This is a genomic window from Brevundimonas sp., from assembly GCF_035561115.1.
Taxonomy (GTDB): Bacteria; Pseudomonadota; Alphaproteobacteria; order Caulobacterales; family Caulobacteraceae; genus Brevundimonas.
Map to the genome: position 1 here is coordinate 1 of NZ_DATMYH010000079.1, position 12897 is coordinate 12897.

The 12897-nt window shown below is 68.8% G+C and carries 15 protein-coding genes; 10 read left to right on the forward strand and 5 right to left on the reverse strand.

Annotation, left to right across the window (positions count from 1 at the left end):
- Positions 1–286: 286 nt before the first annotated feature.
- Complete coding sequence (gene cysS, locus VN378_RS09910; RefSeq protein ID WP_325743377.1) at positions 287–1696, reverse strand: cysteine--tRNA ligase; 1410 nt, start codon at positions 1694–1696, stop codon at positions 287–289.
- Positions 1697–1788: 92 nt separating this feature from the next.
- Here cysS and folE point away from each other — a divergent pair, with 92 nt between their 5' ends.
- Both folE and VN378_RS09920 read left to right on the forward strand, forming a co-directional pair.
- The gene (gene folE, locus VN378_RS09915; RefSeq protein ID WP_325743379.1) at positions 1789–2406 is read left to right on the forward strand and encodes a GTP cyclohydrolase I FolE; all 618 of its coding nucleotides are present in this window, start codon (positions 1789–1791) and stop codon (positions 2404–2406) included.
- Positions 2407–2568: 162 nt separating this feature from the next.
- Positions 2569–3009 (forward strand): biopolymer transporter ExbD, encoded by a 441-nt coding sequence (locus VN378_RS09920; RefSeq protein ID WP_325743381.1) that lies wholly within the window; start codon positions 2569–2571, stop codon positions 3007–3009.
- Between the two features lie 78 nt (positions 3010–3087).
- Here VN378_RS09920 and VN378_RS09925 read toward each other — a convergent pair whose 3' ends face one another.
- The 4 genes from VN378_RS09925 to VN378_RS09940 form a co-directional block, all read right to left on the reverse strand.
- Positions 3088–4023 carry a hypothetical protein gene (locus tag VN378_RS09925; RefSeq protein WP_325743383.1) on the reverse strand — a complete coding sequence of 312 codons (936 nt, stop codon included), beginning with the start codon at positions 4021–4023 and terminating at the stop codon, positions 3088–3090.
- Between the two features lie 67 nt (positions 4024–4090).
- Positions 4091–4633, reverse strand: a complete 543-nt coding sequence (locus VN378_RS09930; protein ID WP_325743384.1) for a DUF6468 domain-containing protein — start codon at positions 4631–4633, stop codon at positions 4091–4093.
- A complete protein-coding gene (gene fliM / locus VN378_RS09935) occupies positions 4633–5715 on the reverse strand; it encodes a flagellar motor switch protein FliM (protein ID WP_325743385.1) in 1083 nt (360 codons plus the stop codon). Before fliM ends, VN378_RS09930 begins: the two co-directional genes overlap by 1 nt.
- A 2-nt stretch (positions 5716–5717) precedes the next feature.
- Positions 5718–6374 carry a flagellar basal body-associated FliL family protein gene (locus VN378_RS09940; RefSeq protein ID WP_325743387.1) on the reverse strand — a complete coding sequence of 219 codons (657 nt, stop codon included), beginning with the start codon at positions 6372–6374 and terminating at the stop codon, positions 5718–5720.
- Positions 6375–6549: 175 nt separating this feature from the next.
- Here VN378_RS09940 and flgF point away from each other — a divergent pair, with 175 nt between their 5' ends.
- From flgF to VN378_RS09980, 8 genes are all read left to right on the forward strand, one after another.
- Positions 6550–7284: a flagellar basal-body rod protein FlgF gene (gene flgF / locus VN378_RS09945; RefSeq protein ID WP_325743389.1), complete on the forward strand. Its 735-nt coding sequence runs from the start codon at positions 6550–6552 to the stop codon at positions 7282–7284.
- A 16-nt stretch (positions 7285–7300) separates the two neighbouring features.
- The gene (flgG, locus tag VN378_RS09950; RefSeq protein WP_325743391.1) at positions 7301–8089 is read left to right on the forward strand and encodes a flagellar basal-body rod protein FlgG; all 789 of its coding nucleotides are present in this window, start codon (positions 7301–7303) and stop codon (positions 8087–8089) included.
- Entirely contained in the window at positions 8086–8673 is a 588-nt protein-coding gene (locus tag VN378_RS09955) for a flagella basal body P-ring formation protein FlgA (RefSeq protein WP_325743393.1), read from the forward strand. Before flgG ends, VN378_RS09955 begins: the two co-directional genes overlap by 4 nt.
- A 14-nt stretch (positions 8674–8687) precedes the next feature.
- Positions 8688–9425, forward strand: a complete 738-nt coding sequence (gene flgH, locus VN378_RS09960; RefSeq protein ID WP_325743395.1) for a flagellar basal body L-ring protein FlgH — start codon at positions 8688–8690, stop codon at positions 9423–9425.
- Between the two features lie 165 nt (positions 9426–9590).
- Complete coding sequence (locus VN378_RS09965; RefSeq protein WP_325743397.1) at positions 9591–10061, forward strand: hypothetical protein; 471 nt, start codon at positions 9591–9593, stop codon at positions 10059–10061.
- Positions 10062–10095: 34 nt separating this feature from the next.
- Positions 10096–10521 carry a hypothetical protein gene (locus VN378_RS09970; protein WP_325743399.1) on the forward strand — a complete coding sequence of 142 codons (426 nt, stop codon included), beginning with the start codon at positions 10096–10098 and terminating at the stop codon, positions 10519–10521.
- Positions 10522–10535: 14 nt separating this feature from the next.
- The gene (locus tag VN378_RS09975) at positions 10536–11036 is read left to right on the forward strand and encodes a hypothetical protein (RefSeq protein ID WP_325743401.1); all 501 of its coding nucleotides are present in this window, start codon (positions 10536–10538) and stop codon (positions 11034–11036) included.
- A 48-nt stretch (positions 11037–11084) separates the two neighbouring features.
- On the forward strand, positions 11085–12887 hold the full coding sequence (locus VN378_RS09980) for a DUF885 domain-containing protein (RefSeq protein WP_325743403.1): 1803 nt from the start codon (positions 11085–11087) through the stop codon (positions 12885–12887).
- The last annotated feature ends 10 nt before the right edge of the window (positions 12888–12897 follow it).

Genomic DNA, 12897 nt, shown 5'->3' on the forward strand with positions numbered 1-12897 from the left:
CCATGCGATGCCCGCCCCGAAGCGCTCGGAAGCCGCGATCACGCGGAGCGAAGGCGGCGACGCCGAAAACACATTCCGGTCCCCGTAACGCGAAAGCAGGGGGCCACATCACGGTTCCGGGCATAGCCGCCCGCGCTCCGCGACCTCCCCACCTTTCCGGCGGCGACGCCGGAGAGCGATGACGCATGTCCGGTCTTTGACAACCGAGCTGCCGCCTCACGCCGGTTCTTTCGTCATCCTCCGGCGAGTGCAGCGAGACCGGAGGATGACGAAAGGAGGGGCGGTTCTACCCTTTGACCCGCCATGTCGCGCCAGTCGGCCCGTCCATGACGACCACGTTCAGGGCGTTCAGCCGGTCGCGGATGCGGTCGGCCTCGGGCCAGTCCTTGCCGGCCCGCGCCGCGGCCCGCTGTTCCAGCAGGGTTTCGACCTCGGCCTTGAAGGCGTCGTCGACGCCCGCGTCGAACCAGGTCGCCGGATCGGCCTGAAGCACGCCCAGAATGTTCGCGGCCGCGATCAGCTCGCCCTTGGCTCGCGCCACCACGCCGTGATCGCCCGCCGTCATGGCGCGCTCGATCTCGCTGGACAGGGCGAACAGGGTGGCCATGGCGCCGGGGGTGTTGATGTCGTCCTCGATGGCCTTGAGGAAGTCCTCGGGCGGTTCGTCGCCATTGGCCTGAACGCCCGCGGCCCGATGCAGCGCCCCGTACAGCCGGTCCAGCGCCTTGCGGCTCTGGTCCAGCAGCGACTGGTTCCAGTCCAGCGGCTGGCGATAGTGGGCGCTCAGCAGGGCCCAGCGCACCACCTCGCCCGGCATCGACTGCACCAGATCGTGCAGCAGCAGGACGTTGCCGATCGACTTGGACATCTTCTCGGCGTCGACGGTCAGGAAGCCGTTGTGCATCCAGTAGCGGCTGTATTCCGCATGGGCGTCCGGCTCATGGGCGTGGCCGTGAGCGCAGACGCCCTGGGCGATCTCGTTCTCATGGTGCGGAAATACCAGATCGATGCCGCCGCCATGGATGTCGATCGGCAGGCCCAGCGTCTCCTCGATCATGGCCGAGCATTCGATATGCCAGCCCGGCCGCCCCTCGCCCCACGGCGACGGCCACGACGGCTCTCCCTCCTTCGACGGCTTCCACAGCACGAAGTCGTGCGGATTCTTCTTGTAGGGCGCGACCTCGACCCGGGCCCCGGCGATCATGTCGTCCAGGTTCCGGCCGGACAGCCGGCCGTAGGTCCCGTAGGACGAGACGTCGAACAGCACATGGCCCTCGGCGGCGTAGGCGCAGCCCTGATCCATGATCGCGCCGATCTGTCTGACGATGGCCTCCATATGGTCGGTCACGTGCGGCGCCAGATCCGGCGGCGAAACGTTCAGCCGGCTCATGTCGTCCAGATAGGCGGCCTCGTAACGCGAAGTGACGTCGCCGATCGGCGCGCCTTCCTTCGCCGCCTTCGCATTGATCTTGTCGTCCACGTCGGTGACGTTGCGGGCGTAGACGACCTTGTCGGCCCCGTAGGTCCGCCGCAGCAGCCTGACCAGCACGTCGAACACCACGGGCGGCCGGGCATTGCCGATATGGGCGAAGTCATAGACCGTCGGGCCGCAGACATAGAGGGTCACCCGGTCCGGATTTCGCGGCGTGAACACGCGCTTTTCGCGGTGCAGGGTGTCGTGGATCGTCAGCGGCATAGTGAGGCGGTGGCTTTCAGTTTTCTTGCGGGACGGACCCGCCGTCCCATATAGCGGTCCTGCTGCACAAGCGAACAGCGTCGAGATCGAGAATGAGCGTCATCCCCGTCAAGCCGGTTCTGGTCGGAGACAACGACCCCGCCCCGCGCCCCTCGCGCGAGAAGGCGCTGGAGGCGGTGCGCACCCTGCTGGCCTGGGCCGGCGACAATCCCGACCGGCCCGGCCTGATCGACACCCCGCGCCGGGTGGTCGACGCCTATGGCGAATGGTTCGACGGCTATGACGCCGACGTCGAAAAGGAGCTGAGCCGCACCTTCGAGGACGTCCAGGGCTACGACGACATGGTCCTGCTGCGCGACATCGAGGTGGAGAGCCACTGCGAGCACCACATGGCCCCGTTCCTCGGCAAGGCCTATGTCGCCTACATCCCCAACGAGAAGGTCGTCGGCATCTCCAAGCTGGCCCGCGTGGTCGAGATCTTCTCGCGCCGCCTTCAGACCCAGGAAGTCCTGACCAACCAGATCGCGGCCGCCATCGAATCGCACCTTCAGCCCGCGGGCGTGGCGATCCTGATCGACGCGGAACACCAGTGCATGACGACCCGCGGCGTGCACCATCGCCACGTTTCGACCATCACCACCCGGTTCACTGGCGTCTTCAAGTCCGACTCCGCGCTGAAGGACCGTTTCCTGAAGCTGGCCAAGGGCTGAAGGTTCGCCCCGCAAGCGTATTTTGCGCAAACGCCACGCTTCGGAACCTCACGGGGCCCGAAGCCGCTTTACAAGCGACTTGCGGGACGCCAAGAGACGAACCGAACGTCATAGCTTGCGCTCGCCGCCATCGCGCCGGGCTGTATGGAGAGACTGAAGCACATGGGCTCCAAACTTTCAGGCCCCGGTGGCCAGGGCGGCAAGACCATCGACCAGAACGCGGACATCAACGTCACGCCGTTCGTCGACATCATGCTGGTGCTCCTGATCATCTTCATGGTCGCCGCGCCGCTGGCGACCGTTTCGATCCGCCTCGACCTGCCGCCGGCGACCCCGCCCCCTCCGGGCGAGGTCAAGGAACCGGTCTACATCACCATCCAGGACACGGGCTCGATCTTCATCGCCGAGCAGCAGACCACGATCGAGACCCTGATTCCCGACGTTTGCGCGGCCCTCGGCGGCGGCAATCCGGGCTGCAAGGAAGAGCGCGTCTTCGTCCGCGCCCAGCCGGAAGTGAAGTACGACCAGTTCATGGAGGTCATGAACGCCCTCCAGGAGCAGGGCTTCTACAAGGTCGGCCTGCTGAACGAAGACATCGAATAGGGCTCACGCCTTTTCCGAACCGAACAGGGCCGCATCCGGCAAGGATGCGGCCCTTTTTTCTGCCCGCTGGCGGGCGGCCTACTGGACGGACTGACGGGGTGCGTTGGCCGCGGCGGCCGGGGCGCCCGGCGCGGGCTGGTAGGGCCGCTCGCCCGCGGGCTCGGTCGGAGCCGGCGTCGCGGCGGCCGGCGCGGGCGTGCGGGCGGCCGGGCGCGGCGCGGGACGGCGCGCGGGCGGACGGGCCGCGGTCCGGGTCGGCGTGGAACGGGCAGGCGCGGCGGCGGGCGGCGTGTCCGCGGCGGCCGTCTGGACGGGCGGCGGCGCGCCCGTGACAGCTGCGGCGACAGGGGACGCGGGCGGGGTCGCAGCGGGGGCCGCAGCCGCGGCGGCGCGCGCGGCCAGCTGCTGGCGCGCCTGGAAGCGGTGAGCCAGCTTCTCGGTCAGGACGCGCGCCGCGGCGGGCTCCATCTGGGCCATGATCGCCGCCAGCGAGCGCGGCCGCATGGCGGCGGCGACCGGCAGCCGGACATCGTCGTCGAGGGTGGCGAACACGCGGGCCGCCTCCCGCGGCCGCATGGCGGAATAGACGGCGACCAGCCGGTCGTTCTCGGCCTTTTCCTGCTCGCTGACCTGACCCAGCAGCACCTTGACCTCGGCCTTGACGGCCTCCAGCGCGGCGACCTTGGCGTCGAGCTTCTGCTCGGCGGTCGCCATCAGCGGCAGCATGGCCGCCAGATCGGCGTCGCGGGCGTCCAGCTCGACGCGGCGTCCGGACAACGATTGCAGGATGCGCAGCTCGGCCGGCGAAATGCCGGCCTGCTGGGCCAGTTGCTCCGGCGTCAGCGCGCAGACGGCGGCAGCGGCGGCGGCAGCCGGGGCTGCGGCGGGCGCGGCTTCTTCGGCCCAGGCCCTGGCGCCCTCGAACATGCCGGGGGCGACGCCGACCGCGCGGACGACCACCACCCCGCCGATGGCGATGGCGATCAGCGGCAGCAGGCGGGGGATCTTGCTCATGGTCGGCTACTCCAGCCCTCAGGCCGGCGAACGCCGCGCGTTCGCCAGAGGGCCACAAGAATGAAAATCAGGCGGCGAACAGGTCTTCGTCCAGGCTACGACGCGCCCGGTTGAGGCTTTGCTTCGCAGACTGGTTAGCGGTCAGGGCGCCGAGGATGGCGGCGACGTTGTTTCCGCCCGGAACCGGCGCCGGCGCCCGGGCCGCAGCCGGCGCCATGCCCTGGATGCGTTCGGCCAGCGCCGCCATGCGAAGCGCGCGTTCATCCTCAACCGGCGCAGACTGCACAGGCGCGGGCTGCGGCTTCACCCGGGCAGGCGCGGCTTCAACCGAGGTGACGGGGCCGCGCGCGATCAGCGCCTCCAGCTGCGCCTTCACTTCGCGCGCCTTGATGATGCGGTCGTGGAGGAGGTCCGTCTCCTGGCCCGAGGCCCGGAGGCTGGCCAGGGCCGCCTCGGCGCGTCCGGCGGCGGCGTTCAGTTCGGTGACCGCCGAAGCAAAGGCCTGCTGGCCCGCGCGCAGGGCCGTCAGCTTTTTCTCCAGCCGCACGCCGTAGCCGAGAGCCGCCACCAGCAGCAGCATCAGGACGCCGTCGAGAATCATACCGGTCATCAGCGTTTCCCCTTGGTCAGACTGGTCGCCGCCTCGATGCTGATCGGGGCCTCGACGCGTACGGCGATATGCTGGCCCTTGCGGCCCATCCGGCCGGTGGTGACCGGGATCGATCCGCAGCGGACGGAGATGTCGCTGTCGGGCGTGGCGTTCAGCATCAGGGTGTCGCCGACCTTCAGCGCCAGGACCTGGGACAGGGGCAGCTGCTGCTCGTCCAGTACGGCGCGGACCTCGGTCTCGGTGGTCCAGAGCTCGGTGGCCAGGTGGCCTTCCCAGATGTTGTCGCGACCGAATTTCTCGCCCATGAACTGCTGCAGCAGCATCTTCCGGATCGGTTCGAGCGTGGCGTAGGGCAGCAGCAGCTCGATGCGGCCGCCGCGGTCTTCCATGTCGATGCGCAGCTTGACCAGAATGGCGGCGTTGGCCGGACGGGCGATGGCGGCGAAGCGCGGATTGGTCTCCAGCCGGTCGAGCGTGAAGTGCACCGGGGTCAGCGGCTCGAAGGCGGCGCGGGCGTCCGCCAGCACGACCTCGACCATCCGCTGGACCAGCACCCGCTCGATGGTGGTGTAGGGCCGCCCCTCGATGCGCAGCGCCGCCGTGCCGCGGCGGCCGCCCAGCAGTACGTCGACGATCGAATAGATCAGGTTGGAATCGACTGTCAGCAGGCCGTAGTTGTCCAGCTCCTCGGCACGGAACACCGCGAGGATGGCGGGCAGCGGGATGGAGTTCAGATAGTCGCCGAACCGGATCGACGAGATGTTGTCGAGACTGACCTCGACGTTGTCCGAGGTGAAGTTGCGCAAGGATGTCGTCATCAACCGCACCAGGCGGTCGAAGACGATCTCGAGCATCGGCAGGCGCTCATAGGACACCAGGGCCGAGTTGATGATGGCCCGGATTCCGGAGCGCTCGGCCCCGTCGTCGTCGCCCAGATCGAAACCCAGCAGGCTGTCGATCTCGTCCTGGTTCAGGACCCGTTCGGAAATGGCGGCCGCAGCCTCCGCCCCGTCGTTTTCGGTCAGGGGGTCGGTCGCTTCCGCGAACGGATCGGCTTCGTCGGCGAAGGCCGCGTCGGTCATGCCTACTGCACCAGCATTTCTTCGATCAGCACGGCGTCCACCTTGCCCGGCGCGGCGATCAGATTGACGCGGCGCAGGATCTCGGCGCGCAGCTGGAAGCTGCCGGCGGAGCCGGCGAGATCCTCAGGACGCAGCTCGCGCAGGAAGCCCTGGAACATGTCCTGCATCCGCGGCATCTCGGCCTGCAGCTGTTCGGCGACCGCGATATCCTTGGTCTCGAGCGTCAGCTTCAGCTTGAGGTAGGTCGGGCGGCCGTCGGGCGCCTGAATATTCACCACCATGTCTGGCAGGGTGAAGAAGGTGACCCCGTCGGGACCTTCCGCGATGACACCGAGCGCCGGGTCGGCCGCAGCATCTGCGCCGCCGCCATGGCCCCCGCCCTTCTTGTCCTCCTTCTTGGCGTGACCGCCCTTCTTCTCGGCGCCGTGGCCGCCGTCCTCGGCGGCAGCGGCCTTGGGCTGCATCAGAAAGAAGGCCGCGCCCCCGCCCCCGCCCAGCACGACCAGGGCGGCCGGAATGACGATGAAGAGCAGCGGAAGCTTTTTCTTCTTCGGCGCATCGCCCTCCTCGCCGTCCTCCGCGGGCGCTTCCGACACGGCGGGCAGGCTGGCGTCGTCGTCGTCGACCTTCGCGCCCTTCTTCTTGCCGAATTTGAACATGCGACGCGCCCCGAGAATCTCTCGGCCCATACGACCGTTTTTTGGTTAACGAGCCGCTAAGAACCGGCAAAACCTGCCGGGCTCCGGATCAAGCTCTACGGCTCAAATGCCCGCCAGCATTGAGTTAACCCTTCTGGCACGGCCGTTGCGAGGAAGGAGCCGAAAGGAGCCGCCCGTGGAAAACGCCGCCTATGTGGGACTGTCACGCCAGATGACGCTGCGCCGCGAGCTCGATATCGTGGCCAACAACATCGCCAATGCGGACACGGCCGGTTTCAAGGTCGAGCAGCTGCTGGTCGGCGCGGAACTCGGCGATCGCGCCCGCAACGCCTTCATCCGCCCCGGCGTCAGCTTCGTGCTGGATAACGGCGTCGGCCGCGACTATGGCCAGGCGGCCCTGGGCCAGACCGGCCGCAACCTGGACTTCGGCATCGAGGGCGAAGGCGCCTTCTTCAAGGTCACCGACGGGGCCGGCGAAGCCTACACCCGCGACGGCGCCTTCACCGTGGACGGCGAAGGCCGGCTGACGACACAGGGCGGCGCGGCCGTTCAGGGCGACGCCGGCGACATCATCCTGAACCCGGCCCTCGGCGAGCCGTCCGTGGCGCCGGACGGCGTCATCAGCCAGAACGGCGCGCTCGTCGGGCGGCTGTCTGTGGTGCGCTTCGACACCCTGGCCGCCCTCGAGAAGGGCGGCGACGGCCTTTACCGCAACGCCTCCAACGCCGCCGCAAGCGAGGCGACCGACGCCCGCGTGCGTCAGGGGATGCTGGAAGGCTCCAACGTCAATCCGATCCTCGAGATCACCAATCTGATCGAAATCCAGCGCGCCTACGAGAGCGTGACGCGGATGATCGAGAACACCAACGACCTGTCACGCCGCGCCGTCGAGCGGCTGGGCCGGGCATAGAAAGGGAGACCGGGAAATGCGCGCACTCAGGACCGCAGCCTCGGGCATGGCCGCCCAGCAGCTGAACGTCGAGGTCATCTCGAACAACATCGCCAACATGAATACCGTCGGCTTCAAGCGTCAGCGGGCCGAGTTCCAGGACCTGCTGTACCAGAACGTCGAACGGATGGGCGCGCAGTCGTCCAGCCAGGGCACGGTGGTGCCGACCGGCATCCAGATCGGCGCGGGCGTGAAGGCCGGCTCGGTCTATCGCATCACCGAACAGGGCAGCCCGACCCAGACGGGGGGCCGCTACGACATGGCGGTCGACGGACGCGGCTATTTCCAGGTCGTCCTGCCCTCGGGCGAGACCGCCTATACCCGGGCCGGCAATTTCTCGGTCAACGGCGAAGGCCAGCTGGTCACAGACGACGGCTATGCGGTCGAACCCTCCATCACCATCCCGCAGGACGCGATCGACGTGTCGATCTCCAAGTCGGGCCAGGTGCAGGTCAAGACCGACGGCCAGACCGAGCCCGCGATCGTGGGCCAGCTGGAACTGGCCAGCTTCTTCAACGAAGCGGGGCTGGAAGCCGTCGGCGACAACCTGCTGATGGAGACCGCCGCCTCGGGGACGGCCAACGTCGGCACGCCGGGCGAGGTCGGCTTCGGCCAGATCCTGCAGGGCTACACCGAGGCGTCCAACGTCGACGCCGTGTCCGAGATCAGCGCCCTGATCATCGCCCAGCGGGCCTATGAGATGAACTCCAAGGTCATCACCACCGCCGACCAGATGCTGTCGGTCAGCGCGCAGGTGAAATCGTGAGGACCCTGATCCTCGCCGCCGCCTTACTGCTGGCGGGTCCGGCCCTGGCCGGCCCGGTGACGCTGAAGGCCAATCCGGTGGATTCCGACGGGCGGGTCACGCTGGGCGACCTGTTCGACGGCGCCGGTCCTGCCTCCGGCGTCGTCATCGGCGCCCGTTCGGGGCCTTCGGTCGTGTTCGAGGCCGGACAGCTGCAGAGCCTGGCCCGCCAGTCGGGGCTGGACTGGGCAAATCCGACCGGGCTGCGCCGCGTCGTGGTGCGCAACGCCGCGGTCGCGCCCGCCGCCGCCTCCGTCGCTGCGGCGCCCTCCGTTTCGCCTCCCGTCTCCCGCCCGGCTCCGGCCCGCAGCGCCTACGCCGAGCGGGTGATCAGCCGCAACGACATCGTCGAGGTCGCCTACGAGATGGGCGGCGTTCGCCTGACCATCAGCGGCCGAGCCGAGGGGAACGCCGCCGTCGGCCAGCGTCTCGCGATACGCAATCTGCAGTCCAACCGGGTCATAGACGCGGTCGCCATCGCCCCGGGTCAGGCCGCCGCCGGTCCCGCCAGCCGCACCGCCCCCCAACAACTCGCTGCCCGGTAAAGGGAACAGTCCTGATGCGTACCGCCACGATCCTCGCCGCCGCCTTGCTTCTGGCCCTGGGGGCCTGCTCGACCGCCGTCGAAACCGTCATGGGACCCCAACTGGCCCCCATCGGCTATCCTTCGGCGCTGGTTCCCACCGACCAGATCATCATGGCGTCGGCCGCCCAGCAGCAGGCGGACCGCGCCGCCAGCGCCAACAGCCTGTGGCGCACCGGGGCCCGCACCTTCTTCGGCGATCAGCGCGCCCGCAGCGTCGGCGACATCCTGACGGTCAACATCGACATCGACGACCGCGCCCAGACCCAGAACTCGACCCAGCGGTCGCGCTCCAACGACATATCGGGCGGCATCTCCAACTTCTTCGGGCTGGAGAACAGCCTGGGCCGCGCCTTCCCGGGCGGATTCGATCCGCAGAACCTTGTCGGACTGGAAGGCGAGTCCAACGCCAACGGTTCGGGCTCGGTCAACCGGTCGGAGAAGGTCAGCCTGACCATCGCCGCCGTCGTCACCGGCGTCATGGCCAATGGCAACCTGGTCATCCAGGGCCGACAGGAGGTGCGCACCAACCGCGAGGTGCGCGAACTGACCGTCGCCGGCATCGTGCGGCCCGAGGATATCAGCTCGGCCAACACCATCGCCCACACCCAGATCGCCGAAGCCCGCATCAGCTACGGCGGTCGCGGCGATATCAGCCGGGTCCAGGCCACGCCGGCGGCCCAGGCGCTGGTGGAGCGATTCAGCCCGTTCTAGGAGGCCGCGGTTGTCGGCCCTTCGGCACCTCCCGACCCGACGCGGCCTCGGTCGGCGCCCCCGCGATAATTCCGCCACAAGGCGATAACTGCCGGGCCAGACCCAAGCGGGGCCGTGAACCGTTAATGAAGAGCAGCGTTTGGCTACCAGACGCGAGTGTTTTTCATGCTGAAGTTCGCCATCCCTGCTGTCGCCGCCCTCGGACTGATCGCGTTCGCCGCCCGGTCGCAGGCAACGAACTCCGATGTCCAGACCAGCGCGGCGCCGATGGGATGGCACCTCAGCCATGAGGGCGATCTGGCCAAGCTGGCCTACGGAGTGGCGAACTCCGACCAGCTGGCGCTGATGATGACCTGCGAGCCGGGTCAGGCCCAGGCCGTCCTCTATGGCGACGTGAAGCCGTCGGGACCGCGGGTGCAGAAGGCGGCAATGAACACTGTCGCCATCGATCCTCTCAGCGGCGGACTGGAGGACGAGGTCCGGTTGTCCGTCGACGACCCCTCTTTGAAGCAATTGGCCCGGCGCGGCACGATGGCGGTCGAAGGCGATGCAGGCGCGTTTGAACTGACGGCCTCCCGCGACGAGCGCAAGATGATCGATGACTTCTTCGCCTATTGCGGAAACCGGCAGGCCTGACCACAATTGCTCAAACCTCAGCGGGGGCTGAACCATGATCGCCATTCTAGCCGCCGCCGTCCTGGCTGCGCAGACCGGGCCGCCAGCGACCGGCTGGACCTGGACGCTGTATGCCGACGCCGCGCCCGTGGTGCTGGCCAATGAGATCCCCGACACCGCCAACCTGCGCGTCACCCTGGAGTGCGATCCCGGGTCCAGCGTCGCTCGGGTCACCCTGTATGGACCGGTCATGACCGGCATGGCCCGCGTCGCGTCGGGAGACGCCGTCGCCATGGCCGAGGCCGAGGCCGGGCGCGGCAAGTCCACCAGGCTGACGCTGCGCACTGACCATCCCGCCTTCGCGGCCTTCGCGGCGGATGGCCGGATGAACGTACTGGTTGGCGACCACCGGCGGCCCGTCGAGGTTCCGGCGCCCCACCTTGCCAAGCTGCGCCGTTTCTCGGAACTGTGTTCCGGCTGAATCCCGGAGCCGACATGCGCAGCCCCACGATCCTCATCCTCACTGTTCTGGCGATCACGGCGTCCGCCTGCGCGACCACCACGCCCGAGGCGCCGGGGACGGCGTCCAGCGGATCGCCTGTCCCCGTCGAAGGCTATGACTGGTTTTTCCACAGCGACGAGACGGGGGCGCGGCTGGCCTACGGCTTGGCCGAGAGCGATGATCTGCGGCTGGGCCTGGACTGCGATCGCGGCTCCGGCCGGCTGACCCTCAACGGGAACGCATCCACGGACGCGAAGCCGGAGTTCCATATCGAATCGGGCGGCGAGACGGAGCGTTTCCCCGCCCGGGCCGAGCCGTCCCAACTGCATGACGGCGTCTTCCTGCGCGGCGAAGCCCCTGCGGATGCGCCTGTGTTCCGACGGTTCCGGCAGGTCGGGTGGCTGGCCCTGTGGCAGGACGGAAAACGGGAGGCCTATGCGCCCCATCCCGGATCGGCGCCAAATATCGAGCGGTTCTTCGCCTTCTGCGGTTGACGCGGGGCGCCGGCTCCGGTGCAGTCCCCCCTCTTCGGGAGGGACCCTATGAAAACCGTCATCGCCGCCAGCGCCATCGCCCTGCTCGCCGCCTTCGCCCAGCCGGCGGCGGCCCAGACCCCGGCGCCGGCCGCGGCCGTCCGCAACGCCGAGAATCCGGCGCTGGCCGCGGTGCTGGCGGACTACGAGACCTGGCTCCGCACCGTCGATCCGGTCACGGCCGGCATGGAGGGCGACCGCGCCGCGCTGTCGCGCATGCCCGATGCATCCCGCGCCTTCGAGCTGGCGCAGGAGCCGACGTTGAAGGTGTTCGCCGACCGTCTGGCGGCGATCGATCCCGCCGCCCTGAATGACGACGACCGGCTGAACCACGCCTTCATGACCTACGTCGTCCAGCGGTCGCGCGCCCGCATCCCGCTGGATACGGGCCGGATCGACGCCTTCAACTCCGAGGGCGGCCCCGGCCAGGGCATGGCCTATGTCGCCAGCGTCACCCGCATCGCCACAACCGCCGACGCCGAGGCCTGGATCGCCCGCCTCGAGGCCATGCCGAAAATCTACGCCGACCAGCTGGCCAACGCCCGGCGCGGCCTCGAGACCGGGCTGGTCCAGCCCCGCTCCATCGTCGAGAATGCCCTGACCCTGATCGGACCCGAGGCGGCCCTGACGCCCGCGAACGATCCGCTGCTGAAGCCGTTCGCCGCCCTGCCCGCCTCCATTCCGGCGGCGCAGCAGGCGGCCTTGCGCGAACGCGCCGCCCGCGCCGTGGCCGAGGGGATCATGCCCCGGCGCCGCGAATGGGCGCAGTTCCTGCGCGAGGACTATCTGACGCGCGCGCCGGAAACCCTGGGGCTGGTCCACCGGCCCGGCGGGCGGGAATTGTACGCCTATCTGGTGCGGGGCTTCACCACCACGGACCTGACGCCTGACGAGGTCCACGCCATTGGTCTGGAAGAGGTGGCCCGCATCCGCGCCCGTATGGACACCGAGATGCGCGCCGCCGGCTGGACCGGAGACTTCGCCTCGTTCCTGAACTTCCTGCGCACCGATCCGCAGTTCTATGTGACCAGCCGCGAGGCGCTGATGGAGAAGGCGTCGGAGATGGCCAAACGGGCCGACGACGGCCTGCCGGCCCTGTTCGGGACCCTCCCCCGCCTGCCCTACGGCGTCCGCCCCGTGCCGCGCGAGATCGAGGCCAACTACACCACCGGCCGCTACAACCCCGGCTCGATGGAGAACGGCGTCGCCGGGGGCTATATGGTCAACACCTCCAGCCTGAACCAGCGGGGGCTGTATGAGCTCCCGGCCCTGACGCTGCACGAGGCGGTGCCCGGCCACCACCTGCAGATCGCCCTGCAGCAGGAGGCCGAGGACGGCCCCTATTTCCGCCGCAGCGTCGATGTCACCGCCTTCATCGAAGGTTGGGGCCTGTATTCGGAGTTCCTCGGCGAGGAGATGGGCTTCTATCGCACGCCCTATGAGCGGTTCGGACGCCTGAGCTACGAGATGTGGCGGGCGTGCCGGCTGGTGTCGGACACCGGCATCCACTGGCTGGGCTGGGACATCGAACAGGCCCGCGCCTGCTTCCGCGACAACTCCGCCCTCGCCCCGCTGAACATCGAGACCGAGTTGCAGCGCTACATCGGCTGGCCGGGCCAGGCCACGGCCTACAAGATCGGCGAGATCCGGCTGCGCGAGGTGCGGACGAGGGCGGAGCGGGAATTGGGCGACCGGTTCGACGTGCGCCGGTTCCACGACGCCCTGCTGGTCGACGGCCCCCTGCCGATGGCCCTGCTGGACGAGCGGATGAACCGCTGGATCGCCGGGGAGAAGACGCGACCGGCGGATTGAAGTCCGCAGG

Excerpts from the sequence above, each read along its gene's own strand:
- VN378_RS09920 (WP_325743381.1), top strand. The coding sequence starts at position 2,569 with ATGGGCTCCAAACTTTCAGGCCCCGGTGGCCAGGGCGGCAAGACCATC.
- fliM (WP_325743385.1), bottom strand. The coding sequence starts at position 5,715 with ATGACCGACGCGGCCTTCGCCGACGAAGCCGATCCGTTCGCGGAAGCG.
- VN378_RS09965 (WP_325743397.1), top strand. The coding sequence starts at position 9,591 with ATGCTGAAGTTCGCCATCCCTGCTGTCGCCGCCCTCGGACTGATCGCG.
- VN378_RS09940 (WP_325743387.1), bottom strand. The coding sequence starts at position 6,374 with ATGTTCAAATTCGGCAAGAAGAAGGGCGCGAAGGTCGACGACGACGAC.
- flgG (WP_325743391.1), top strand. The coding sequence starts at position 7,301 with ATGCGCGCACTCAGGACCGCAGCCTCGGGCATGGCCGCCCAGCAGCTG.
- VN378_RS09980 (WP_325743403.1), top strand. The coding sequence starts at position 11,085 with ATGAAAACCGTCATCGCCGCCAGCGCCATCGCCCTGCTCGCCGCCTTC.
- VN378_RS09975 (WP_325743401.1), top strand. The coding sequence starts at position 10,536 with ATGCGCAGCCCCACGATCCTCATCCTCACTGTTCTGGCGATCACGGCG.
- flgH (WP_325743395.1), top strand. The coding sequence starts at position 8,688 with ATGCGTACCGCCACGATCCTCGCCGCCGCCTTGCTTCTGGCCCTGGGG.
- folE (WP_325743379.1), top strand. The coding sequence starts at position 1,789 with ATGAGCGTCATCCCCGTCAAGCCGGTTCTGGTCGGAGACAACGACCCC.
- cysS (WP_325743377.1), bottom strand. The coding sequence starts at position 1,696 with ATGCCGCTGACGATCCACGACACCCTGCACCGCGAAAAGCGCGTGTTC.
- VN378_RS09970 (WP_325743399.1), top strand. The coding sequence starts at position 10,096 with ATGATCGCCATTCTAGCCGCCGCCGTCCTGGCTGCGCAGACCGGGCCG.
- VN378_RS09930 (WP_325743384.1), bottom strand. The coding sequence starts at position 4,633 with ATGACCGGTATGATTCTCGACGGCGTCCTGATGCTGCTGCTGGTGGCG.
- VN378_RS09925 (WP_325743383.1), bottom strand. The coding sequence starts at position 4,023 with ATGAGCAAGATCCCCCGCCTGCTGCCGCTGATCGCCATCGCCATCGGC.